A 23,951-nucleotide genomic window follows, 5' to 3' on the forward strand; every position below is an offset into this window, starting at 1 on the left:
TCGCCGGGGTGTTCGCGCTGGTCGCGACCGTGTTCCTGCCCCCGGTCCCCGGCGCGCTCGCGGCCGCGGGCGTGCTGTTCGCGGGCGCCTTCGCCGTGCTCGTGCGGCCGCGCCCGGACGGGCCCGCCACGGCCTGACCAGCGCCGTGGACAATGGACCGGTGAGCACCGAGCCCAGCCACTCCGAACCCGACACCGCCGCGGCCGCCGAAGCCGGTCCCGATCCGGCCGCCGACGCGCCCGAGAACCCGGAGGTCCCGGCGAAGCCGCTGCTGCCGAAGCGGCGGGTCGGCTGGGTCTTCGCCGTCGCCGTCGTGTTCTGGGCGATCGACCTGGTGACGAAGAACCTGGTCGTGGCCAACCTGGAGGGCAAGGAGCCGGTCAAGGTCCTCGGCGGGCTGATCTACCTGCAGGTGATCCGCAACCCCGGTGCCGCCTTCTCGATGGCCACCGGGATGACGTGGGTGCTCGCCCTGGTCGCGCTCGCCGTGGTCATCGCGATCATCTGGCTGTCGCGGCGGCTGCGCTCGATCGGCTGGGCGATCGGCCTCGGCCTGGTGCTCGCCGGGGCCACCGGCAACCTGACCGACCGCATCTTCCGCGCGCCCGGCGGCCTGCAGGGCCACGTCGTCGACTTCATCTCGGCCTTCGCCCCCAACGGCAAGGGCTTCGCGATCTTCAACATCGCCGACTCCGCGATCTGCGTCGGCGGCGCCTTGATCGTGCTGCTGTCCCTGCTGGGCAAGGACTACGACGGCACCTCGACCAAGGACAAGAAGAAGGAACAGGCCCAGGAGACGCAGGAGGAGCAGGCGTGAGCTCGCGGATGCTCCCGGTCCCCGACGGGCTCGACGGGATGCGGGTCGACGCCGGCCTCGCCAAGCTGCTCGGACTGTCCCGCACGGTCGTCGCCGAGCTCGCCGAGTCCGGGGACGTGCTGCTCGACGGCCGTCGCGCGGGCAAGTCCGACCGCCTTTCCGGGGGCGGCCTGCTGGAGATCACCCTGCCGGAGCCGTCGAACCCGGTCGAGGTCGTCGCGCAGCCGGTCGAAGGCATGCAGATCCTGCACGACGACGACGACATCGTGGTGATCTCCAAGCCGGTCGGCGTCGCGGTGCACCCGAGCCCGGGCTGGACCGGCCCGACCGTCGTCGGCGGCCTCGCGGCGGCCGGCCTGCGGATCGCCACCTCCGGCGCGGCCGAGCGCCAGGGCGTCGTCCACCGGCTCGACGCGGGCACCACCGGCGTGATGGTGGTGGCCAAGAGCGAACACGCCTACACCGTGCTGAAGCGCGCCTTCAAGGAGCGCACGGTCGACAAGGGCTACCACGCGATCGTCCAGGGCCACCCGGACCCGATGCGCGGCACCATCGACGCCCCGATCGACCGCCACCCGCGCCACGACTACAAGTTCGCCGTCGTCCAGGGCGGCCGGCCCAGCGTGACGCACTACGAGGTCGTCGAGGCGTTCCGGGCGGCGTCGCTGGCGCACATCAAGCTGGAAACCGGGCGGACGCACCAGATCCGCGTCCACTTCTCGGCGCTGCGGCACCCCTGCGTCGGTGACCTGACCTACGGCGCCGACCCGGTACTGGCCCGCCACCTCGGCCTAAGCCGTCAATGGCTGCACGCGAAGACCCTGGCCTTCGCGCACCCGGCCGACGGCCGCTGGGTCGAGTTCGAGTCGGAGTACCCGGACGACCTCGCGAAGGCCCTCGAGATCCTGCGCGAGGAAAGCTACTAGTGAGGCTTGTTCTGCCGTCGCCCGCCGCAGAACTCCTCGAGCGGCCGCCGGTCTCCGCGTGGGCCGCGGCGGGCTGACCAGAACAAGCCTCAATCCTCGATCGACCAGGTCAGCGTGCGCTCGTCCGGCTCCGGCCGCGGGCTCCAGCGCACCGAGACGACGCGGGTGGCGTCCGGCAGCACGTAGACCGTGTGCCCGCCCAGCGTCTCGCCCGGCTTGACGCCGATCTTGTGCGGCGGCCGCGAGGTCAGCGACACCGGCGCCTTGCCGATCGCCTGGCCGTCGGCGGCGAGCAGCTCGAGGTAGTTGTCCGGCAGCGACGCGAACGGGATCGCCCCGCGGTTGGTGATCTCGGTGTGCACGACCACCGCGCGCTCGCCGTCCTCCAGCCGGTAGCCGGCCGCGCTGAACAGGTAGTCGGCCGGGTCCTGGACCTCGAGCAGCTGCACCGACAGCTGCTCGCCCTCCAGGCCCTGTGTCTCCATGACCTCGCCGAGCCTGCCCTTCCTGCCTGCCGCGGGACCGGACGGCCGGGCGGGCTCGTCGCCGCGGGCCCACGACGCCGTCTGCGGCACGCCCCAGGTGCTCACGGCGGGGTCGAGCGGGACCGGCGGCGGCGTGAACGGCCGGGGCGGGCGCGGCGGCTGTGCCTGGGGCGGCGGGCCCGGGTAGCGGCCGGACGGCGTGCCCTGGACGGGGTGCGGCCCCGACGGCGTGCCCTGGACGGTGTAGGGCCCGGAGGGCGCGCCCTGCACGGTGTACGGCCCGGACGGGACGCCCTGGACGGTGTACGGCCCCGACGGCGTCCCCTGGACCGGTGGCGGCATCGGCGGGGCCGGCTGCTGCGGCACCGGCTGCGAGGGGGGCGGGAACTGCGGCGGCCGGTTCGCCCACGACGGCGGCGCGCCGGCGATGGCCGCGCGCAGGCCGTTCGGGTCGCTTTCGACGCCGACGAGCAGGGGCAGCCCGCTGCCGGAGAGGGCGACCAGCCGGTAGGCGACCTCGCGGGGGTCCATGCCGACCTTGGCCGCCAGCTCGTGCACCGCCGCCTTGCCGAGTTCGGCGAGCGCGGCGAGCAGGCGGGTATCCACGGGATCGGTCACGGCCACCTGAAGAACGCTACCGCCTGGCCGATCCGCGACGCCGCAGGCCGTCCGCCGCGGGCGAACGGCGCGGCGTTTCTGTCGGTGATCTCCGTTAGGGTCGGCCTTGAGCACATCAGCCGAAGCTGGGGGTCCTGCCATGACCGCGGTCACCGAACTCGCCGACGAGTTCGTCGAAGCGATGTTCGCCGCCGATCCGCTGACGCCGGCGCTGCTGGGCATCCGCCCGGCGGAGCCCGGCCTGCCGGACCTGTCCGCCGAAGCCGAGCAGGCGTTCCGCGCTCGGCTCGTGGCGTTCCTCGATCGCGCCCGAGCCCTGCCCGCCGAAGACGCCGAAGACCGGATCACCCGCGAGGTGCTGATCACCACGGCCGAGAACCGCATCGCCTCGATCGACAGCCGGCTGGCCGAGTTCACCGTCACCGACCTGTCCACCGGTCCGGCGGCCGGCCTGCTCATGGCGCTGCCGATGACGACGGTGACGGCGGGGGAAGCCGCGGAGGCCCAGCTCGGTAGGCTCGCCGCGATCCCCGGCTACCTGCGCCAGGCCGCGCAGCGGCACGCCGAGGGCATCGCGGGCGGCCTGCTGCCGGTGGCCCACCTGGTCGACGCCGCGGTCGCCCACCTCGACCGCTACCTCGCCGAACCCGGCGCCGACCCGCTGCGCCGCCAGCCGGCGCCGGACGAGGAGTTCGAGCGGCGGCGGGAGGAGCTGCTCGCCGACGTCGTCCGCCCGGCCTTCGCCGAGTACCGCGAGTTCCTGGTCACCGAGGTCAAGCCGCACGGGCGGCCCGCGGACCGGCCCGGCGTGTCGTGGCTGCCCGGCGGCGAGGAGACCTACGCCCGGCTGGCGCGGCTGCACACGACCACCGAGCTCACCCCCGCCGAGCTGCACCGGATCGGCCTCGACACCATCGAGGCGCTCGCTGCCGAGTACCGCGAGCTGGGGCTGAAGGTGTTCGGGACCGACGACCTGGCCGCGATCTTCGAGCGCCTGCGCACCGACCCGGCGCTGCGCTGGCGCAGTGCGGACGAGCTGCTGGAGACCGCCCGCACGGCCGTCGCCCGTGCCGCCGCCGAAGCGCCGAAGTGGTTCGGCCGGATCCCCGAACAGCAGTGCACGGTCGAAGCCGTGCCGGCGGAGGTCGCGCCCGGCGCGCCGGCGGCCTACTACCTGCGCGCGGCCGCCGACGGCTCCCGGCCGGGCATCTACTTCGCGAACACCCACGAGGCCACCGAGCGGCTCCGGCACATGGCCGAGTCGGTCGCGTTCCACGAAGCCGTGCCGGGGCACCACTTCCAGCTCAGCATCGCCCAGGGGCGCACCGAGCTGCCGCTGCTGCGCCGGATCGGGGTGTTCAACGCCTACGTCGAGGGCTGGGGGCTCTACAGCGAGCGCCTGGCCGACGAGATGGGGCTCTACTCCGACGACATCGCCCGGCTCGGCATGCTGGCCGGTGACTCGGTGCGGGCGGGCAGGCTGGTCGTCGATACCGGGCTGCACGCGCTGGGCTGGAGCAGGCAGCAGGCCGTCGACTACCTCGCCGAGCACACGCCGGGCGCGCTCCTGGAGATCGAGTCCGAGGTCGACCGCTACATCGCCTGGCCGGGCCAGGCGCTCGGGTACATGGTGGGGCGGCGGGAGATCCAGCGCGCCCGGGCCCGCGCCGAGCAGCGGCTCGGCTCGCGGTTCGACGTCCGCGCCTTCCACGACCTCGTGCTGGCCGGCGGCCAGCTGCCGCTTTCGGTGCTCGACTCGGTCGTCGACGAATGGGTGGCCGGGCACGGTGACACCGTCGACGGCCTGGCGAGCGAGCTCGTCGAGCTGTCCTTCGCACAGGAGCCGCTGAACCCGTCGGTGCTCGGGTTGCCCGGCGACCACGACCGGCTCGCCGACCAGACGCGGGCCGCGCAGGAGCACTACCGCGAGGCGTACACGGCGATCGCGGCCCGCGCCCGGGCCCTGGCCACCGACGGACTGACGCCGGAGGAAGCCGTCACCCGCGAGGTCGTGATCGCCTCCGCCGAGGTGGAGGCCGATCGGCTGGGCGCGCGGACCGCCGATCTCGCGGTCAGCGACGGGCTCACCGCGCCCGCGCTCGGCCTGCTGATGTACCTGCCGTACTATCGGCTGGACGACGAGAAGAAGGCGCGCGGCTACCTGGCCCGGCTCGCCGCGATCGAGCCGTTCCTCGCCCAGCTGACCGAGCGGCAGCGCGAGAGCCTGGCCGAAGGGCTGGTGCCGCCGGCGTACCTGGCCCGCGTCGGCATCGAGTACGTCGAGCGCTACCTCGGCGCGCCGGAAACCGACCCGCTGAAGGTGGGCACGACGGCGGCCGTCGAAGGCTTCGAAGCCGAGCGAGACCGGCTGCTCGCCGACATCGTCCGGCCCGCGTACGCGCGGTACCGCGACTTCCTGCGTGACGAGGTCGAGCCGGCCGGCAGGCCCGACACCGCCCCGGGCATCTCGCACGTGCCGGGCGGGCCGAGCGGTACGCCGCGCTGATCCGCGCGGAGACCACCACCGAGCGCACCGCGCAGGAGCTGCACGAAACCGGGCTGGCGCTGATCGAAAAGCTCGCGGGGAGTACCGCGAGCTGGGCGCGAAGGTGTTCGGCACCACCGAGCTCGCCGAAATCTTCGAGCGCCTGCGCACGGACCCGGCGCTGCGCTGGCGGGACGGCGAGGAGCTGCTGTCCGCGGCGCGGGACGCCATCGCCCGCGCCGAAGCCGTCGCCCCGCGGTGGTTCTCCCGCATCCCGGCCGAGAAGTGCGAGGTCGCTCCGGTGCCGGAGGCCGACGCGGCGAGCGGCACGATCGCCTACTACCTCCAGCCGTCGCTCGACGGCACGCGGCCCGGCACGTACTACGCGAACACCCACGAGGCGGAGAAGCGGCCGCGGTTCACCAGCGAGGCGATCGCGTTCCACGAAGCCGTTCCGGGGCACCACTTCCAGCTGAGCCTGGCCCAGGAACTGCGTGACCTGCCGCTGCTGCGGCGGATCGGCATGTTCAACGCCTACGCCGAAGGCTGGGGGCTCTACGCCGAGCGCCTCGCGGACGAGATGGGCCTGTACTCCGACGACGTCTCGCGGCTGGGCATGCTCACGCAGGACTCGATGCGGGCCGGCCGGCTGGTCGTCGACACGGGCCTGCACGCGCTGGGCTGGAGCCGGCAGCGGGCGATCGACTTCCTGGTCGAAAACACGCCGATGGCGCGGCTGGAGATCGAGGCGGAGATCGACCGGTACATCGGCTGGCCGGGCCAGGCGCTCGGCTACATGGTGGGGCGGCTGGAGATCCAGCGGCTGCGCGCCGAAGCCGAGCAGGCGCTGGGCGAGCGCTTCGACATCCGCGGGTTCCACGAAGTCGTGCTGGGCCACGGCATGCTGCCGCTCTCGGCGCTGGCCAAGGTGGTCGAGGACTGGGTGGCCGGGCAGCTCGACACGCCCGGGAAGCTGGCCGACGAGCTGCTCGCGCTGGACTTCGAACGGCAGCCGCTGTTGCCGTCGCTGTACGGCCTGCCCGGTGACCACAGCCGGCTGCCCGACCCGAGCGCGGAGGCCGAAGCCCGCCTGCGCGCGGGTTACGCGGCGATCGCCGCGCGCGCCGAAGCCCTCGACACCGCCGGGCTGCCCGCCGAGGAGCGCGTCACCCGGGAAGTCGTGCTGTCACAGGCGAAGGCGGCCATCGACGAGATCGATTCCGGCCGTGCCGACATCTCGGTCAGCGACGGGATCGCCGCTCCCGCGTTGCAGCTGCTGCTCTACCTGCCGCAAACGGTGCTGGACGACGAGCCGAAGGCCCGCGGCTACCTGAGCAGGCTCGCCGGTTTCGCGGGCTACCTCGACGCGCTGGTCGAGCGGCAGCGTGCGGCGGCGGCTGAAGGGCGGGTGCCGCCGGGCTTCCTGGTGCGCATCGGCATCGAGTACGTCGACCGCTACCTCGGCGCGCCCGAGAACGACCCGCTGCGGGTGACACCGGCGTACGCGCTCGAAGGCTTCGAAGCCGAGCGCGATCGCCTGATCGCCGAAGTCGTCCGGCCCGCGTACGCACGCTACCGCGCCTTCCTGGCCGAGGAGCTCGCGCCGGTGGCCCGGCCCGAGACGTCCCCGGGGATCGGCGACCTGCCGGGCGGGCCGGAGCGGTACGCCGCGCTGATCCGCCTCGAAACGACCACCGAGCGCACGGCACAGGAACTGCACGAAACCGGCCTCGCGCTGATCGAGAAGCTGGCGGGGGAGTACCGCGAGCTGGGCGGGAAGCTGTTCGGCACCACGGATCTCGGGGAGATCTTCGACCGGATCCGGACCGACCCGGCGCTGCGCTGGCGGGACGGCGAGGAGCTGCTGGCCGGGGCCCGGGCCGCCATTGCCCGTGCGGAAGCCGTGGCGGGGCAGTGGTTTTCGCGGGTGCCGGAGCAGCAGTGCCAGGTCGCGCCGGTGCCGGAGGCCGACGCGGCGAGCGGCACGATCGCCTACTACCTGCGGCCGTCGCTCGACGGCACGCGGCCCGGCACGTACTACGCGAACACGTTCGAGGCGGAGAAGCGGCCGCGGTTCACCAGCGAGGCGATCGCGTTCCACGAAGCCGTGCCGGGGCACCACTTCCAGCTGTGTCTCGCCCAGGGCCTCACCGGATTGCCGCTGCTGCGCCGGATCCTGCACGTCAACGCGTACGGCGAGGGCTGGGGGCTGTACGCCGAGCGGCTGGCCGACGAGATGGGCCTGTACTCCGACGACGTCTCGCGGCTGGGCATGCTGACCCAGGATTCGATGCGGGCGGGCCGGCTGGTCGTCGACACCGGGCTGCACGCGCTCGGGTGGAGCCGGCAGCAGGCCGTCGACTACCTCGCCGAGCACACGCCGATGGCGCGGCTGGAGATCGAGGCGGAGATCGACCGCTACGCCGCCGATCCGGGCCAGGCGCTGGGCTACATGGTGGGGCGGCTGGAGATCGAGCGGCTGCGTGCGGAGGCCGAGCAGGCGCTGGGCGAGGCGTTCGACGTCCGCGAGTTCCACGACGTGGTGCTGGGCAGCGGAACCCTGCCGTTGCCGGTGCTGTCCGGCGTGGTCGCGGAGTGGGTGGCCGGGCACCGGGACACGCCCGGGAAGCTGGCCGACGAATGCCTGGAGCTGATGTTCGAGGCGCAGCCGCTGTTCCCGTCGCTGTACGGCCTGCCGGGCACGCACGACAAGCTGGCCGACCAGTCCGCCGAAGCCGCCGCCCGGTTCCGCGCCGGGCTCGCCGGTCTCGTCGAGCGCGCGGAGGCGATCGACGCGGCCGCGTTGACGCCGGCCGAGCGCGTCACCCGGGACGTGGTGATCTGGCAGGCGCGCACCCAGATCGACGTGCTCGACTCCGGCCGGGCCGACATCGCGGTGAGCGACGGGCTGGCCGCGCCGGCCCTCGAGCTGCTGATGGCGCTGCCGCAGACGGTCCTCGACGACGACGCCAAGGCGCGCGGCTACCTGAGCAGGCTCGCCGCGATCGGCACGTACCTGGACCAGCTGATCGAGCGGCAGCGGGCGGCGCTCGCCGAGGGCCTGACGCCGCCGGAGTTCCTGGCGCGCATCGGCGTCGGCTACGTCGACCGGTACCTCGCCGCCCCGGACGACGACCCGCTGAAGGTGCCGGTCCGGGGCCTCGAAGCCGAGCGCGACCGGTTGCTGGCCGAAGTGGTGTGGCCGGCGTACCGGCGCTACCGGGACTTCCTGGCCGACGAAGTGATTCCGGTGGCCCGGCCCGAGACGTCGCCGGGCATCGGCGACCTGCCGGGCGGCCCGGAGCGCTACGCGGCGCTGATCCGGGCGGAGACGACGACCGAGCGCACCCCGCAGGAACTGCACGAAACGGGCCTGGCGATCATCGAGCAGCTGGCGGCGGAGTACCGCGAGCTGGGCGCCGAGGTGTTCGGCACGACCGAGCTGCCGGAGATTTTCGAGCGCGTGCGCACCGACCCGGCCCTGCGCTGGCGCGACGGCGACGAGCTGCTGGAGTCGGCCCGCGCGGCGATCACCCGTGCGGAAGCCGTGGCGCCCCAGTGGTTCCTGCGGGTGCCGGAGCAGCGTTGCCAGGTCGCCCCGGTGCCCGACGCGGAGGCCGAAAGCGGGTCGATCGCCTACTACATCGATCCGTCACTCGACGGTTCCCGCCCGGGGACCTACTACGCGAACACGCGCGACGCGGACCAGCGGCAGCGGACGCTGAGCGAGTCGGTGGCGTTCCACGAAGCCGTGCCGGGCCACCACTTCCAGCTGACGCTCGCCCAGCAGCTGACCGACGTGCCGCTGCTGCGCAGGGTCGCCATGTTCAACGCCTTCTGCGAGGGCTGGGGCCTGTACGCCGAGCGCCTCGCGGACGAGATGGGGCTGTACTCGGACAGCACGTCGAGGCTCGGCCTGCTGACCCAGGATTCGATGCGCGCGGCGCGCCTGGTGGTGGACACGGGCCTGCACGCACTGGGCTGGAGCCGCCAGCAGGCGGTGGACTACCTGGTCGAGAATACCCCGATGGCCCGCATCGAGATCGAGGCGGAGATCGACCGGTACGCGGGCCACCCGGGCCAGGCCCTGAGCTACATGGTGGGCCGCTTGGAGATCGAGCGCCTGCGCGCGGAGGCCGAGCGCGAGCTGGGCGAGGCGTTCGACATCCGCGAGTTCCACGACGTGGTGCTGGGCAGCGGAACCCTGCCGCTCCCGGTACTGGCGGACGTGGTGGCGGAGTGGGTGACGAGCCGGGCCGCAAGGGAAACCGAGTGACGAGGGCCGCCGGGTCGGCCGCGGGAGGCCGACCCGGTCCGCGGTGCGCCCGGGCCGCGACGGTGCCGGGCGGGCGGCGTGTACTGCCCCGAGCGACACGCGGCAGCCGCAGACTGCGGCGGGCGAGCGTGCGGTCGGCCGGTGCGGCCCGGGTGCGGCGGAACGCACCGCCGGCTCGCGTGCCCGAAGCCGGAACTCGCGTGCTTGGAGCCGGAGCTCGCGTGCTTGAAGCCGGAAGTCGCGTGTTTGGAGCCGGGCCTCGCGTGCTTGGAGCGGGAACTCGCGTGCCCGAAGCCGGAGCTCGCGTGCTTGGAGCGGGAACTCGCGTGTTTGGAGCCGGGCCTCGCGTGTTTGGAGCCGGTACGGCGGGAATCACGCGAGTTCCGTGTTCGATCACCCGCCCACCCGCCCGAACCGGCGCCCGATTCGTCCTGACCGACCACCCGGCGGCACGAGCCGCCTTGGCTGAGGAGTGCACTTGACCTGGCTTGAGCTCCCCGAAGACACCCCCTTCGGCCTGGGCAACCTGCCCTACGGGGTCTTCTCCGTCGGCGGGGCGCCCGAACGGCGGGTCGGCGTGCCCGTCGGCGAGCACGTGCTCGACCTGACCGCCGCGGCCGCCGAGACCGCTGCCCCCTTCGCGCCGCTGCTCACCGCCGGCGTGCTCAACCCGCTGCTCGCCGCCGGGGCCGGCACCTGGCGCGAGGTCCGCGAAAGCCTCACCGAGTGGCTGACCGAACCCCGCTACGCCGACCAGCTCCGGCCGCACCTCGTGCCGCTGGCCGAGGTCACCACCCACCTCGCCTTCGAGGTCGCCGACTACGTCGACTTCTACTCCAGCGAGCAGCACGCCCTCAACGCCGGCCGGATCTTCCGCCCGGAAGCCACCGAACTGCTGCCCAACTGGAAGCACCTGCCGATCGGCTACCACGGCCGGGCCGGCACCGTCGTCGCGTCGGGCACTCCGGTCGTCCGGCCGCACGGGCAGCGCAAGCCGCGCAACGCCGATGTGCCTTCCTTCGGACTGTCGCAGCGGCTGGACATCGAGGCGGAGGTCGGGTTCGTCGTCGGCACCCCGTCCGCGCCCGGCAGCCGGGTGTCCACGGCGGACTTCGCCGAGCACGTCTTCGGTGTCTGCCTGGTCAACGACTGGTCGGCCCGTGACATCCAGGCCTGGGAGTACCAGCCGCTCGGCCCGTTCCTCGGCAAGTCGTTCGCGACGTCGGTGTCGCCGTGGATCGTGCCGCTGGCCGCGCTGGACCACGCGCGCGTCGACGGCCCGCCGCAGGACCCGGAGCCGTTCGCCTACCTCCGGACCAGCGAACCCTGGGGCCTGGACCTGGCCATGGAGATCCGCCTCAACGGCCACCTGGTGTCGAGCCCGCCGTTCGCGACGCAGTACTGGACGGCGCCGCAGCAGCTGGCGCACATGACCGTCAACGGCGCGAGCCTGCGCACCGGCGACCTCTTCGCCTCGGGCACGGTGACCGGCCCGGAGCGCGACCAGCGCGGCTCGTTCCTGGAGCTGTCCTGGGGCGGCCAGGAGCCCCTGGAACTGCCCGGCGGCGTGACGAGGACATTCCTCGAGGACGGCGACGAGGTGGTGATCAGCGCGACCGCCCCCGGCCCGGACGGCACGCGCATCGGCTTCGGCGAGGTGCGGGGGACGGTGGTCGCGGGCGGATAGTGGCGCTACCCACACCGGCGCGGGCCGGGCAGCGCGCATAATGACCAGCGACTAAGCGCTCGCTCACCGCGGAAGGACGCCCATGAAGATCGGGACCGGGATCAGCTACTCCGGAGGCTTCGCCGAAAGCGTGGCCGACGTCGTCGAACTGGAGAAGGCCGGCCTCGACGTCGTCTTCGTGCCGGAGGCGTACTCCTTCGACGCGGTCAGCCAGCTCGGCTACCTGGCCGCCAAGACCGAGCGCGTCCAGCTGGCGTCCGGCATCTTCCAGATCTACACCCGCACGCCGACGCTGACCGCGATGACCGCGGCCGGTCTCGACTTCGTCTCCGACGGGCGGTTCATCCTCGGGCTCGGGGCGTCCGGCCCGCAGGTCATCGAGGGCTTCCACGGCGTGAAGTACGACGCGCCGCTGGGCCGCACGCGCGAGATCGTCGAGGTCTGCCGCCAGGTGTGGCGCCGCGAGCGCGTCGTCCACGAGGGCAAGCACTACACGATCCCGCTGCCGCCGGAGCAGGGTACCGGCCTCGGCAAGCCGCTGAAGCTGATCAACCACCCGGTGCGGGAGCGGATCCCGGTGCTGCTGGCCTCGATCGGGCCGAAGAACGTCGCGCTGACCGCCGAGATCGCCGAAGGCTGGCAGCCGATCTTCTTCCACCCGGAGAGGGCGGCCGACGTCTGGGGCGCGTCCCTGGCCGAGGGCAAGGCCAAGCGCGACGCCGCGCTGGGGGAGCTGGACACGTTCGTCACGGTGGCACTGGCCATCGGCGACGACGTCGAGCCGCTGCTGGACCACGTGCGGCCGGTGCTGGCCCTCTACATCGGCGGGATGGGCGCGCGCGGCAAGAACTTCTACAACGACCTGGCCTGCCGCTACGGCTACGAGGCCGAGGCGAAGCTGATCCAGGACCTGTACCTGGACGGCAAGAAGGAGGAAGCGGCCGCGGCGGTCCCGCTCGAGCTGTTGCGGGCCATCTCCCTGGTCGGCCCGGCCGGCTACGTGAAGGAGCGCGTGGCGGCCTTCGCCGAGGCGGGCGCGACCACGCTGGTGGTCAACCCGCTGCAGCCCGGCCGTGAGGGCCGCGTGGCGGCGGTTTCGCAGCTGCGCGAGCTGATCGGCTGACCGCGGCCGCGGCGTCGCGGACGAGCTGTTTACGACGCCGCGGTTCAGCTCGGCGTGGCGTAGACCGCGACCCGCTGGCCGGCGAAGCCCGCGCCGTCGTAGGTCCCGTCGCTGGTGATCAGCCGCAGCTCCGGGCCCGTCCCTTCGGGCGCCACCAGCGTGCTGTCCGGCTCGCTCGCCGGGAACACGGCGGTCCGGCGGACCGTGAACCGCGTTTCGTGCTCCCGCGCGTCGCGGACGATGATCGCCGCTCCCGGCGCCAGCTTGTCCAAGCGGGCGAACGCGCCCCAGGAGTAGCCGAACCCGGAGTGGGCGGACAGCACCGCCACGCCGGGCGCGCCCGGCACCGGCCCGTCGGCGAACCAGCCCACACCCCCGGCGGTGCCGGGCTGTTCGCGGCGGCCGCCGACGTGGCCGAGCGCGACCACGTGGTCCAGCGTCAGGTCCAGGGCCGGGACGAGCAGCGCCACCGGCGGCGCGCCGGCCGCCGCGGGCCGGTCCGCGGCCGGGGTGACCGCCGGGGACGGCTCGAGCACCGACGTCACGCCGAGCAGGACGCAGCCGAGCCCGGCCACGACCGCGAGCACGACGGCGGCCGGCCGCACGAGCTCGGCTCGCCGCTCCGGCCGGTTGCGTTGTTCACCCTGCTCCACGCTGCTTCCGATGTCCGATTAATCGCGCAGCGGCCTCGGGCGTTACCGAATCGTGTCCGACTCCCGGTCGGTTCACTCGATCGGGTTATCTCCTGCAGGCCTTCGCGTAAGAAACACACCGCCGGAGGGCCTCATTCGCGGAAATGCCCGGCGGCGCGACGTGAGATCGGACATCATTGCTGGTTTCGAGCCCTTGAACTGGGGATATTCACCAGGCGGAAGCGAGGTGCGCCGAGCAGTGCGAAAAAGCGAGAAGCCCGCGGTGGGTGTGCTGGACGTCGGTTCGTTCAGCGCCCGGCTCGTGGTGGTGCCGGTCGACGGCTCGCCACGGGAGCCGGTGGTCAACCACCAGACGCGGCTGCGCCTGGACCGCGAGCTCGACGTCCACGGCCGGCTCTCCGACCGGGGCGTCGAAGCCGTCACGGCCGCCGTCGCGGCCGGCATGACCACGGCCTACCGCCACGGCGTCCCCGACGTCTACCCGCTCGCGACGTCCTCGATCCGCGACGCCGCCAACTCCGCCGAGATCGTCCGGCACGTCGCCGGCGAGACCGGCGTCGAGCTGCGCTTCCTCTCCGGCCGCTGCGAGGCCGAGCTGACCTACCTCGCGGTCCGCCGCTGGTACGCCGCCGAGCCCGGGGCGATGCTCGTGCTCGACATCGGCGGCGGGACGGTCGAGCTGGCCGCCGGCACCGGCGAAAAGGCCACCTTCGCGCGCTCGCTGCCGCTGGGCGCCCGCTCGATGACGCGGGACTGGCTGCCGTCCGAGCGCGTGTCGAAAAAGCAGGTCAGAGCCCTGCGGTCGCACGCACTCGACGTCGTGACCACCACGCTGGGTGCCGCCGACGTCGACGACCCGATGGTCGTCGGCTGCTCGAAGGTGCTGCAGCAGCTCGCGCGGCTGGCCGGCGCCCGCCCCGGCAAGTGCCGGGAACTGCGGCTCGACGACCTGCGCGCGTGGATCCCGCGGCTCGCCGCGCTGCCGCCGTCGAGGCGCGCGGAGCTGCCGGGCATTTCCCGCAGCCGCGCCCACCAGGCCCTGGCCGGCGCGATCGTGGCGGAAGCGCTGCTGACGGTCGCCGGCGGCAAGGTGCTGATCTGCCCGTGGTCGACGCGCGACGGCCTGCTGCTCACCCTGCAGGACAAGGCGCGGGCCGCGGCGGGCAAGCGCGCGGCCTGAACCGCTGGCCGTCACCGGCAAAACCGGGTATTCCGGAAAGCATGAGCGAGCAGCAGCGCCTCCACGGCCGTGACGACGAAGACGAAGAGCTCCCGAAGCTCCCGACCCCCGGCAAGCTGACGCACGACGTGCCGACCGCGCCGGACCCCGACGTGAACCCGGGCGGGACCGAGGAGGTCCCGGCCCCACCCGGCCGCGAAGCCGCTAGCGACCTTCCACAGTGATGGGGTTGGCCGGTTCCGCGTACTGACGCACGGCTTCCGAGTCACGGCGCATCGGCGCGCGTCCCGGAGGCTGCTGCGGCGGCGGCCCGGCGTCGATCTTCGGGATCGCGTACCGCTGCGGCTCCGCCGTGATCGTGATGCGCTCGCCGTGGTGCAGCACTTCCAGCGGCTCCCCGGCGACGACGTGGTAGGTGGCCTGGTCCGGGTCGATCTCGACCTGGAACCGGGTGCCGCGGAACATCAGGCGGAAGGTGATCCGCCCCAGCTGCGGGGGCAGCCGGGGGGAGAACGCCAGCGTCCCGCCGTGGTCGCGCAGGCCGCCGAACCCGGCCACCGCGCCCTGCCACGCGCCGGCCAGCGACGCCATGTGCAGGCCGTTGCGCACGTTGTTGTGGACGTCGTGCAGGTCGGTCAGCGCGGCTTCGGCGAGGTAGTCGTAGGCCAGCTCCAGGTGGCCCACCTCGGCCGCGATGACCGCCTGCGTGCCCGCCGAAAGCGAGGAGTCGCGCACGGTCCGCGCTTCGTAGTAGGCGAAGTTGCGGGCTTTCTCCTCCTGGCTGAAGGAGTCGCCGCACAGGTGCAGCGCCAGCACCAGGTCCGCCTGCTTGACGACCTGCTTGCGGTACAGGTCGAAGTACGGGTAGTGCAGCAGCAGCGGGTAGTGCGACTGATCGGTGTTCGCGTAGTCCCACTCGTCGTGGTCGAGGAACCCCTCCGACTGCGGGTGCACGCCGAGTTCTTCGTCGTAGGGCAGGAACATCGCCGCTGCGGCCGCCCGCCAGGTGTCCAGCTCGACGGTGTCGACGCCGAACCGGGCCGCCACCTCCGGGTGCCGCTCGCACGACTCCGCCGCCGCCTGCAGGTTCCGCCGCGCCATCAGGTTCGTGTAGACGTTGTTGTCCGCCACCGCCGAGTACTCGTCGGGGCCGGTGACGCCGTCGATGCGGAAGGTGCCGTGCCGGTCGTGATGGCCCAGCGACGCCCACAGCCGCGCGGTTTCCAGCAGCAGCTCGGTGCCGTAGTCGCGCTCGAACTCCTCGTCGCCGGTCGCGTTGAGGTAGCGCAGGACGGCGTCGGCGATGTCCGCGCTGACGTGGAACGCCGCCGTGCCCGCCGGCCAGTACGCCGAGCACTCGGCGCCGTTGATCGACCGCCAGGGGAACGCCGCGCCGCGCAACCCCAGCTGGTGCGCGCGTTCCCGCGCTTTGTCCATTGTGGAGTGCCGCCAGCGCAGCGCGTCGCGCGCCGCGTCCGGGATGGTGTAGGTCAGCACCGGCAGGACGAAGGATTCGGTGTCCCAGAAGGCGTGCCCGTCGTAGCCGGGCCCGGTCAGCCCCTTGCCGGCGATCGCGCGGCTCTCGCCGCGGGCCCCGGCCTGCAGGATGTGAAACAGCGCGAACCGGACGGCCTGCTGCAGCTCGGGGTCGCCCTCGATCTCGATGTCCGACGTCCGCCAGTAGTCGTCGAGGAATTCGCGTTGCTCGGTGAGCAGGCCCTTCCAGCCGGTCTGGCGGGCGCCGGCGAGCGCCGCCTCGACCTGCGAGCGCAGCGCGGGCACCGAGCGCTGCGCCGACCAGCCGTAGGCGAGGAACTTGGTGATCCGCAGCCGCCCGCCCTTGGGCACGTCGACCGCGACGGTGAGCCGCGCGAGGTCCTCCTCGGAGTGGATGCGGGCCCGGATCCCGTCGTCCACCTCGATCTTGTGGTCCATCGCCGCGGCCATCCGCAGCCCGGAGCGGCGGGTCTGGTGCACCAGCACGGCGTTGTAGTCCGACGCGCGGTGGAACTCGCCGACCAGCGGCGACTCCAGTGCGGCGGCCACCCGCGGATCGCTGGTGTCGGATTCGATCGGCTCGTTGGCCAGCAGGTCGGACTGCACGACCAGCTGCAGGTCCTCGTCGAGCGGCTCGACCTCGTACCGGATCGCGGCGATCGCGCGCTGGGTGAACGACACGAGCCGCTCGGTGCGCACGCGGACCCGCCGCCCGGTCGGCGACGACCACTCGGTGCTGCGGCACAGCGTGCCCTTGCGGAAGTCGAGCACGCGGTCGTGCGCGGTGGCCGCGCCGTAGCGCATGTCGAGCGGCTCGTCTTCGACGAGCAGCCGGATGATCTTGCCGTCGGTCACGTTGACGACGGTCTGGCCCTCTTCGGGGTAGCCGTAGCCCGCCTCGGCGTAGGGGAGTTCGTGCTGCTCGTAGAAGCCGTTGAGGTAGGTGCCGGGCAGGCCGCGCGGCTCGGCCTCCTCGAGGGTGCCGCGCAGCCCGATGTGCCCGTTCGACACGGCGAACGCCGACTCGGTGCGCTGCAGGGCGTCGACGTCCATCCCGCGCCAGCGCAGCTCCCACGGCGAGCATTCGTAGCCGCGGGGTTCTTCCTCGGTCATCAATCCTCCAGCAGGTCGGCGAGGTCGTCGACGACGATGTCGGCCCCGTGGGCCTTGAGCTCGGCGGCCTGGTCGGCCCGGTTCACGCCGACGACGTAGCCGAAGCCGCCTGCCTTGCCGGCCTGGACGCCGGACTGGGCGTCCTCGAAGACGGCGGCGTGCGCGGGTTCGACACCGAGCGCGGCGGCACCGGCCAGGAACGAGTCCGGCGCGGGCTTGCCGCGCAGGTGGCGTTCCCGGATCACGATGCCGTCGATGCGCGCCTCGACGTACTCGCTGAGGCCGGCGCCGTCGAGCACCTTGGCGCCGTTGGCCGACGACGTCACGACGGCGATCCGCAGCCCGGCGGCCTTGACCGCTTCGAGGTAGCGCACCGACCCCGGGTACGGGTTCACGCCGCGCTCGTCGATGATCTTGAGGACCAGTTCGTTCTTGCGGTTGCCGACGCCGTTGACGGTCGGGGCGTCCACCGGGTCGTCCGGTTCGCCCTCGGGCAGCGTGATCCCCCGTGACCGCAGGAACTCCCGCACGCCGTCGGCACGCGGGCGGCCGTCCACAAAGGCCGCGTAGTCGTGGTCGGTGAACTCCGCGAACCCGGCGCCGTCGCGGGCGCGCAGGAATTCGTCGAATGTCCGTTTCCACGCTTCGCGGTGGAGAATCGCCGTCCCGGTCAGCACTCCGTCGAGGTCGAACAGGCAGGCGGTGATGGTCTCCGGCAGTCCCGTCGTCATGCCCGGCACGCTACCGGTCCTCGGGGTTGCCCGCGTGCTGTTCGGGGTGGGGACGCACGTGATGGATGAGTTCGTGCACGGTGGCGTCCGCCAGCCGGTACCGCACCACGCGGCCGGTGCGTTGGGGCGTGACCAGCCCGTGCGCCCGCAACAGCCGCAGGGCCTGCGACACCGCGGTGTCGGTCATGCCGGTGGCCGCGGCGAGGTCGGTGACGCTGATCTCGCGGGCGTAGTGGATGGAGACCAGCAGCGCCAGCCGCGACGGGTCGGCGACCACGGAGAAGCGGCGGGCCCATTCGTCGATGACGGCGCGGTCGCCCAGCCCGTCGACCGCCGCCGCGACGCGTTCCGGGTCGATCGGCTTGCGGTCGGTGCTCACCCCCGGATGATTCCACCCGCGGCGCGGGCGGACCACCGGTGGTCTGGGTCACGCGGTGCTTGACGCTCGCCCGCCCGGGGGCGAGGCTTAAGACAGTTGTCATAATCGAGGAGCCGGGATGACCGACGTCGAAGCACAGGTCCGTTCGAAGACCATCACCTGGCAGGACCCCCTGGAGAGCGCGCGGCTCGGCGCCACGATGTCCGGCCTGGAGTACATGCGGGCGATCGCCGAGGGCCGCGTCCCGCCGGCGCCGATCGCCGCGCACTTCGGCCTGCGCTGGGAGAGCGTCGAACCCGGCGAGGTCGTCGCGGTCGCCGAGCCGGACGAGTCGCTGTACAACCCGATCGGCATGGTCCACGGCGGCGTGGCGGCGACGATGCTCGACTCGGTGGTCGGCTGCGCGGTCCACACGACCCTGCCGGCGGGTGTCGGCTACGCGTCGGTGGAGCTGAAGGTGAGCTACCTGCGGGCGATCCACGCGGGCCGCGGCGAAATCCGCGCGACCGGCCGCGTGGTGAAGGAGGGTTCCCGGATCGCGTTCGCGGAGGGGGAGATCCGCGACGCCGAGGGCAGACTGCTGGCCACGGCGTCGGGGACCTGCGTCATCACCCGCTGACCGGCTGCTTGACGTCCCAGTGCTCGACGAGCAGGCCGTCCTCGACACGCAGGATGTCGACGACGGCCGTCCCGGCCACGTGCAGGTGCGCGACGACGAGGTCGTCCTCGGCGACGACGTGCTTGATCACCGCGGCCGCGCCGGCGAGCGGCGAGTTCTTCACGGCTTCGGTGAACGCTTCGCGGCCGGAGGGCAGCCCGGGGCTGTGGGTGACGAAATCGGGGTGCAGCGCGGCCTTGGCGGCGTCGAAGTCCTTGTGCACGAACAGGTTCTCCAGGCACTCGACGACGATCGTGCGGTTCTTCGCGGATTCGCTCATGCCGCCGATCCTCGGCCGTCCGGGCGGCGCCGTCGATTACGCCGGAGGTAATCAGCGCGGCGGCCGGACGCGGCGGGCGCGGATCGCGTCGCCGCCGCCGTAGCGGCCGATGACCGCCGCCAGGAGGTTTCGCGCGTCTTCGGCCCGCTCGGCGCCGTACTCCGTCTCGATTTCCTCCTGGAGTTCTCGCCGCAGCACCCGGGTTGCTTCCACGGCGGCCAGTGCGTGCTCGGTCAGGTGCAGCAGCTTCGTGCGTGCGTCCGCCGGATCGGGTTCGCGGCGCAGGAGGCCCCGGCGTTCGAGGTCGGCCACGGCCTTTGACGCGGCCTGCTGGGTCACGCCCATTCGCTCGGCCAGCGCGGTGATGGACAGCGGTGCGGCCAGGACGTGCTGGATCACGACGCCGTCGTTGAAGCGCAGCTCGCCGAAGCCCCGGGTGGCGAGCCGCCGCTGGACCTCGTCCGTCATCGCCCAGCCCGCGAAGAGGGCCGTCAGCGAGAGGTCGAGGGTGTTAGGATGCACAACCATGGTTGTGGAATCTAGCAGGGTGCCGCCCGAGCTGGCGGAAGCGTTCGTGCGCGTCGCGCACCGGATCGTCTGGTGCACCTTGGTGACCGTCGACCGGCGGGGCCGGCCGCGTTCCCGGGTCGTCCACCCGATCTGGGAGCGCACCCCGGACGGCCTGGCCGGCCGGCTGTTCACCCGGCCGACCCCGCTGAAACTGGCGCACCTGGCGGCCTCGCCGTACGTGTCGTGCTCGTACTGGGACCCGCAGCACGAGGTGGCGGTGGCGGAGTGCCGCGCGGAGTTCGAGGACGACGAAGGAACGCGGAAGCGCCTGTGGGACCTGTTCGCCTCGACGCCGGAACCGCTGGGTTACGACCCGAAGATCCTCGGCGGCGAGGACCACCGCGACCCGAAGATCACCGTGCTGCGCCTGACCCCTTGGCGCCTGTCGGCCGGCGGCGAGGCCTGGCGGGCCGCCTAGCTGTAGTGCCCCGTGAGGTTGTTGACGCGGGTGATAGGTGGCTTTCCGCCGAGTGAGGTGTGAGCTCGGTGATGGTTGTAGCGGTGGAGAAACTCTGGCAGGGCTTCGGCGCGGTGGTGTGAGCTGGTGAAGGGCTGGGCGTAGGCCCATTCTTCGGCGAGGGTGCGGTTGAAGCGTTCGGCTTTGCCATTGGTTTGCGGCCGGTAGCGGCGGGTGAAGCGGGCTTCGGCGCCGATGCTGGCCAGGGCGTCACGCCAGGCGTGGGAGCGGCGGTAGGCCAGGGCGTTGTCGGTCATGACTCGTTCGATCCGGTCGACGCCCAGCTCAGCCAAGGCAGTGGCGGCGCGGCGGAGGAACCCAGCACATGTGGCGGCGGTTTCGTCGGGGTGGATTTCGGCGTAGGCGATGCGGGTGTGGTCGTCGATGGCGCAGTGGACGTACTCGTAACCCACGCGGGCTCCGTAGCGGGCGCGGCGGCGTTCGAGGCTGTCGCGGCCGTGTGCTCGCCAGCCGCCGCCCTCGCGCAGCCGGCCGAGTTTCTTCACATCGACATGCAGCAGCTCGCCGGGCCGGGCGCGTTCGTAGCGGCGGATCGGTTGTCCGGTCGGGCGGTCCAGCCAGGCCAGTTTCGGCAGGTGGTGGCGGGTCAGGACGCGGTGCACGGTCGAGGCGTGCATGCCGAGGATGCCGGCGATGCGGGCCGGGCCGAGACGTCGGTTCCGACGCAGGTCAAGGATCTGCTGCTCGGTCCGCTCCGGGAGACGGGTGGGCGTGTGGTGGGGCCTGCTGGAACGGTCGTGCAGGCCGGCTTCGCCGTGCTGGCGGTAGCGGCGGACCCATTTGTGCCCGGTCGCACGGGAGATCCCGAGTTCGGCGGCCACATGGGCGACCGGGCGTCCCGCGGTGACCCGGTCGATCAGCAACCGGCGGCCGTGCAGGGTCAACCGGGCATTACGGTGGGACACGAAGACCTCCGTCGTGTTCGGTGATGGCGTCAGACACCAGCACCACACACGGAGGTCTTCGCCTTGATCAACCCGACGCGCCGCTCAACGGTCAACAACGTCCATGGTCACTACACCTAGCGGCTCAGTCCCAGGTGACCGGGAGCCGGTCGATGCCGTAGATCGGGTGCGCGTGCCGGAACGGCAGCTCGCTCGTGGGAACCGCGAGCCGCAGCCCGGGCAGGCGCTGCAGCAACGCGCTCAGCGCGACCCGGAGTTCCAGGCGGGCCAGGTGGTGGCCGAGGCACAGGTGTTCGCCGTGCCCGAAGGCGAGGTGGTGGTTGGGACTGCGGGCGAGGTCCACCCCGTCGGGATCGGCGAACTCGCCGGCGTCGCGGTTGGCGATGTCGGCGGCGGCGATGACGCCTTCGCCGGCGCGGATGGTGACGCCGCCGATTTCCACGTCGGCGGTGGCGACGCGGCGGCGGCCGAGGTGGGTGATCGTGAGCAGCCGCAGCAGCTCGTCGACCGCGGTTGCCGGGGCGCCGCTGCGGAAGACCTCGGCGTGCTCGGGGTTGTCGAGCAGGAACGCGGTGGCGAGGGCGATCTGGTTCGCCGTCGTTTCGTGGCCGGCGACCAGCAGCAGGATCGCCGTGGCCACCGCGTCGGACCGCGAGAGCGCACCGGTGGCGATCTGCTCGGCGCTCAGCCTGCTCAGCAGGTCGTCGGCGGGGTGCGTGCTTCGCCGGTGCAGCAGGGTGCCGAGGTAGCGGGCGAGTTCCGCGGTCGCGGCCCGGTTGGCCTCGCCGCCGGCCGAGTCGTCCAGCATCGCGCGGGCGCGGTCTTCGAAGAAGGCGTGGTCTTCGTAGGGCACGCCGAGCAGTTCGCTGATGACGATGGACGGCAGCGGCAGCGCGAACCGGCCGACGAGGTCGGCGGGCCGGGGTCCGGCGGCCAGCTCGTCCAGCAGGGTGGCGGCGGTGCGCTCGACCGCCGGCCGCAGCGCCTCGACGCGGCGCACGGTGAATTCGCCGATGAGCATCCGCCGCAGCCGGGTGTGCTCGGGGCCGTCCATGGAGATGAACGAGCCGCGGCCGCTCCGCCGTCCCCGGCTCGCCGGGCCGCGCGCGGGGTAGCCGGGCCGGGTGGGGTCGACGCTGAACCGGCGATCGGCGAGCACCGCGCGGACGTCCGCGTACCGGGTGAGCAGCCACGGCGTGCTGCCGTCCCAGATCCGGACGCGGGTGACCGGGGCGTCGCGTTGCAGCTCGGCCAGCCGGGGCGGCGGCGTGTACGGGCACGTGCGGGGCAGCGGGAAAGCGTCGGTCATGCCTTCTCCTTCGCGGCGGGCTGGTCGGCGAGGCGCTCGAGCAGGGGAGCGGCCAGCCGGAGCACCCCGCGCTCGGTTTCGCCGAGCGCGCCGAACGCGGCGGCCAGCCACGCGTCGCGCTCGCGCATGTCGGCTTCCAGGGCGGCCGCTCCCGGCCCGGTGAGGTCGAGGACGACGCTGCGCCCGTCGTCTTCGTTGGGTGACCGGCTGATCAGCCCTTCGGCTTCCAGTTCGGTGAACACCTTCGTCAGCGCCTGCGGCCGCTGCGCGTCGGCGGCGGCGATCTCGCCCGGGCTGCTGGCACCGTGCCGGGAGAGGTAACCCAGCACGCCCACCTTGGCGGGGCTCAACGCTCCCGCGGAGCGGCTGCCGCGCAAGCGCCGCGCGAGCCGGAGCACGCTCCGCCGCACCGCCTGCACCGTTTCTTCATCGTCCACGAGTTAGTACTATATTCAGTACTAACTCGTGGACGCAAACGGCTATCCAGCGAAATATAGTCAGCTTGTTGTTACTTCTGTGGTGACACGACGGCTCAGGCGCCGACGCGGCGGTCGAAGACCAGACCCTCCGCCGCCCGCAGACCCACGCTGATCGCCCCGGTCAGCACCGCGTCCTCGCCCAGCTCGCCCTGGACCACCTTCGGCACCAGCGGCGTGAACGCGCGCAGGGCCCGGTCGATCGGTTCCAGCAGCAGGTCCGCCGCCGTGCCGATGCCGCCGCCCAGGACGATCAGCTCCGGGTCGATCACCGCCGCCACCGAGGCCACCGTGTACGCCAGGCGGTCGGCCTCCGCCGCCAGTGCCTGGCGGGCCAGCTCGTCGCCTTCGCGGGCCATCCGGAACACCTCGCGGGCCGATTTCGCCGTGCCCAAGCCGAGTTCGCGGGCGCCCTGGACCACCGACTGGGCCGCCGTCGCCTCTTCGAGGTGGCCGCGGGCCGGCGGGGTGCCCGGCTCGTCGGCCGCGCGCGTGCGGCCGTAGGGGAGGTAGCCGATCTCGCCCGCCGCGCCGGTCGCGCCGCGGAAGACCCGGCCGTCGACCATCAGGCCCATGCCGACGCCGGTGCCGATCGTGATGCAGCCGAACACCGAAGCTCCGCGCGCGGCACCGCTTTCGCCCTCGCCGACCGCGGTGAGGTTCGCGTCGTTCTCCACCATCAGGTCCGGGCCCAGTGCCGCTTCGAGGTCGTCGATCAGCCCCGCGCGGCCCCAGCCCGGCAGGTTCGGCGCGTGCCGGAAGCACCGCTTCTCCGGATCGGCGACACCGGGGGAGCCGACCACGCGGACAACGATGTCGTCCGCCGAAAGACCGGCCTCCGCGACCGCCGCGGCCGCGATCTTCCCGACCGCCGTCACCAGCGCGGCCCCGGACCGGGCCGTGTTGCGCTCGTCGCGGCGCGCCACCAGGGTGCGGCCGAGGTCGGACACCGCGACCCGCAGGTGCTCGCGGCCGATGTCGACGCCGAGCACGTACCCCGCGGTCGGGTCGGCCTCGTACAGCACGGCCGAGCGTCCGGTGCCGGTGGACGTCTGCCCGGTCGGGCGGGCCAGCCCGGCGGCCTCCAGCGCCAGCAGCGCCTGGCTGACCGTCGGCTTCGACAGCCCGGTGTCCTTCGCGACCTGCGGCCGGGTCGCCGGCCCGCCGCGGCGCAGCAGGTCCAGCACCGCCCGCTGGTTGATCTTGCGCATCCCGGCGGGGGTACCGACCGTGGGGATTTCTACGCCGGCCACCCGTGCCCGCCTCCTGTCGTCCTCGTGCTCCCTGCCACGCTAGCCGTCCCGC

Annotated in this window: 20 protein-coding genes and 1 pseudogene; 10 read left to right on the forward strand and 11 right to left on the reverse strand. The window is 72.8% G+C overall.

The genetic code is table 11. The annotated features are described in order from the left end of the window. Window positions 1–8 precede the first annotated feature (8 nt). From HUT10_RS51940 to HUT10_RS42745, 3 genes are all read left to right on the forward strand, one after another. On the forward strand, window positions 9–137 hold the full coding sequence (locus tag HUT10_RS51940) for a hypothetical protein (RefSeq protein WP_303247005.1): 129 nt from the start codon (window positions 9–11) through the stop codon (window positions 135–137). Window positions 138–268: 131 nt separating this feature from the next. Next, complete coding sequence (gene lspA / locus HUT10_RS42740; protein WP_217709802.1) at window positions 269–817, forward strand: signal peptidase II; 549 nt, start codon at window positions 269–271, stop codon at window positions 815–817. Then, the gene (locus HUT10_RS42745) at window positions 814–1,743 is read left to right on the forward strand and encodes an RluA family pseudouridine synthase (RefSeq protein ID WP_176176406.1); all 930 of its coding nucleotides are present in this window, start codon (window positions 814–816) and stop codon (window positions 1,741–1,743) included. The genes lspA and HUT10_RS42745 overlap by 4 nt, the downstream gene beginning before the upstream one ends. 89 nt (window positions 1,744–1,832) lie before the next feature. Here HUT10_RS42745 and HUT10_RS42750 read toward each other — a convergent pair whose 3' ends face one another. After that, a complete protein-coding gene (locus HUT10_RS42750; protein ID WP_176176407.1) occupies window positions 1,833–2,852 on the reverse strand; it encodes an AsnC family protein in 1,020 nt (339 codons plus the stop codon). A gap of 133 nt (window positions 2,853–2,985) precedes the next feature. Between HUT10_RS42750 and HUT10_RS52335 the strand changes: the two are divergent. From HUT10_RS52335 to HUT10_RS42765, 3 genes and pseudogenes are all read left to right on the forward strand, one after another. Beyond that, a pseudogene (locus HUT10_RS52335) lies at window positions 2,986–9,607 on the forward strand (DUF885 family protein). Between the two features lie 472 nt (window positions 9,608–10,079). After that, a complete protein-coding gene (gene fahA / locus HUT10_RS42760; protein WP_176176408.1) occupies window positions 10,080–11,294 on the forward strand; it encodes a fumarylacetoacetase in 1,215 nt (404 codons plus the stop codon). 82 nt (window positions 11,295–11,376) lie between these two features. Then, the gene (locus HUT10_RS42765) at window positions 11,377–12,417 is read left to right on the forward strand and encodes an LLM class F420-dependent oxidoreductase (protein ID WP_176176409.1); all 1,041 of its coding nucleotides are present in this window, start codon (window positions 11,377–11,379) and stop codon (window positions 12,415–12,417) included. Window positions 12,418–12,461: 44 nt separating this feature from the next. Here HUT10_RS42765 and HUT10_RS42770 read toward each other — a convergent pair whose 3' ends face one another. Further along, the gene (locus HUT10_RS42770) at window positions 12,462–13,070 is read right to left on the reverse strand and encodes a class F sortase (RefSeq protein WP_176176410.1); all 609 of its coding nucleotides are present in this window, start codon (window positions 13,068–13,070) and stop codon (window positions 12,462–12,464) included. 238 nt (window positions 13,071–13,308) lie between these two features. On the opposite strand from HUT10_RS42770, the gene HUT10_RS42775 reads away from it, so the two are divergent. Together HUT10_RS42775 and HUT10_RS42780 are read left to right on the forward strand one after the other, a co-directional pair. Continuing rightward, entirely contained in the window at window positions 13,309–14,250 is a 942-nt protein-coding gene (locus tag HUT10_RS42775; protein WP_176176411.1) for a Ppx/GppA phosphatase family protein, read from the forward strand. 41 nt (window positions 14,251–14,291) lie between these two features. Further along, the gene (locus HUT10_RS42780; protein ID WP_176176412.1) at window positions 14,292–14,474 is read left to right on the forward strand and encodes a hypothetical protein; all 183 of its coding nucleotides are present in this window, start codon (window positions 14,292–14,294) and stop codon (window positions 14,472–14,474) included. On the opposite strand, the gene HUT10_RS42785 is transcribed toward HUT10_RS42780, so the two are convergent. The 3 genes from HUT10_RS42785 to HUT10_RS42795 are packed head-to-tail and all read right to left on the reverse strand — an operon-like array spanning window position 14,455 to window position 17,970. After that, a complete protein-coding gene (locus tag HUT10_RS42785; protein ID WP_176176413.1) occupies window positions 14,455–16,860 on the reverse strand; it encodes a glycoside hydrolase family 65 protein in 2,406 nt (801 codons plus the stop codon). The genes HUT10_RS42780 and HUT10_RS42785 overlap by 20 nt on opposite strands. Continuing rightward, window positions 16,860–17,591, reverse strand: coding sequence for an HAD family phosphatase (locus HUT10_RS42790; protein ID WP_176176414.1), 732 nt, complete (start codon window positions 17,589–17,591; stop codon window positions 16,860–16,862). Before HUT10_RS42790 ends, HUT10_RS42785 begins: the two co-directional genes overlap by 1 nt. A 10-nt stretch (window positions 17,592–17,601) precedes the next feature. Beyond that, window positions 17,602–17,970 carry a helix-turn-helix transcriptional regulator gene (locus HUT10_RS42795; RefSeq protein WP_176176415.1) on the reverse strand — a complete coding sequence of 123 codons (369 nt, stop codon included), beginning with the start codon at window positions 17,968–17,970 and terminating at the stop codon, window positions 17,602–17,604. Between the two features lie 118 nt (window positions 17,971–18,088). Between HUT10_RS42795 and HUT10_RS42800 the strand changes: the two genes are divergently transcribed. Next, complete coding sequence (locus HUT10_RS42800; protein WP_176176416.1) at window positions 18,089–18,589, forward strand: PaaI family thioesterase; 501 nt, start codon at window positions 18,089–18,091, stop codon at window positions 18,587–18,589. On the opposite strand, the gene HUT10_RS42805 is transcribed toward HUT10_RS42800, so the two are convergent. After that, window positions 18,579–18,908, reverse strand: coding sequence for a nuclear transport factor 2 family protein (locus tag HUT10_RS42805; RefSeq protein WP_176176417.1), 330 nt, complete (start codon window positions 18,906–18,908; stop codon window positions 18,579–18,581). The genes HUT10_RS42800 and HUT10_RS42805 overlap by 11 nt on opposite strands. Window positions 18,909–18,959: 51 nt before the next feature. Then, the gene (locus HUT10_RS42810; RefSeq protein ID WP_176176418.1) at window positions 18,960–19,436 is read right to left on the reverse strand and encodes a MarR family winged helix-turn-helix transcriptional regulator; all 477 of its coding nucleotides are present in this window, start codon (window positions 19,434–19,436) and stop codon (window positions 18,960–18,962) included. On the opposite strand from HUT10_RS42810, the gene HUT10_RS42815 reads away from it, so the two are divergent. Then, entirely contained in the window at window positions 19,435–19,896 is a 462-nt protein-coding gene (locus HUT10_RS42815; RefSeq protein ID WP_176176419.1) for a pyridoxamine 5'-phosphate oxidase family protein, read from the forward strand. The genes HUT10_RS42810 and HUT10_RS42815 overlap by 2 nt on opposite strands. Here HUT10_RS42815 and HUT10_RS42820 read toward each other — a convergent pair. The 4 genes from HUT10_RS42820 to HUT10_RS42835 form a co-directional block, all read right to left on the reverse strand. After that, a complete protein-coding gene (locus HUT10_RS42820; protein ID WP_176176420.1) occupies window positions 19,893–20,861 on the reverse strand; it encodes an IS481 family transposase in 969 nt (322 codons plus the stop codon). The genes HUT10_RS42815 and HUT10_RS42820 overlap by 4 nt on opposite strands. Before the next feature lie 124 nt (window positions 20,862–20,985). Next, on the reverse strand, window positions 20,986–22,170 hold the full coding sequence (locus HUT10_RS42825) for a cytochrome P450 (RefSeq protein WP_176176421.1): 1,185 nt from the start codon (window positions 22,168–22,170) through the stop codon (window positions 20,986–20,988). After that, window positions 22,167–22,607, reverse strand: coding sequence for a MarR family winged helix-turn-helix transcriptional regulator (locus HUT10_RS42830; protein WP_176176422.1), 441 nt, complete (start codon window positions 22,605–22,607; stop codon window positions 22,167–22,169). The genes HUT10_RS42825 and HUT10_RS42830 overlap by 4 nt, the downstream gene beginning before the upstream one ends. Before the next feature lie 95 nt (window positions 22,608–22,702). Continuing rightward, window positions 22,703–23,899: an ROK family protein gene (locus HUT10_RS42835; protein WP_176176423.1), complete on the reverse strand. Its 1,197-nt coding sequence runs from the start codon at window positions 23,897–23,899 to the stop codon at window positions 22,703–22,705. Between the last annotated feature and the right edge of the window lie 52 nt (window positions 23,900–23,951).

It is taken from the genome of Amycolatopsis sp. Hca4 (assembly GCF_013364075.1).
Classification (GTDB): Bacteria; Actinomycetota; Actinomycetes; order Mycobacteriales; family Pseudonocardiaceae; genus Amycolatopsis.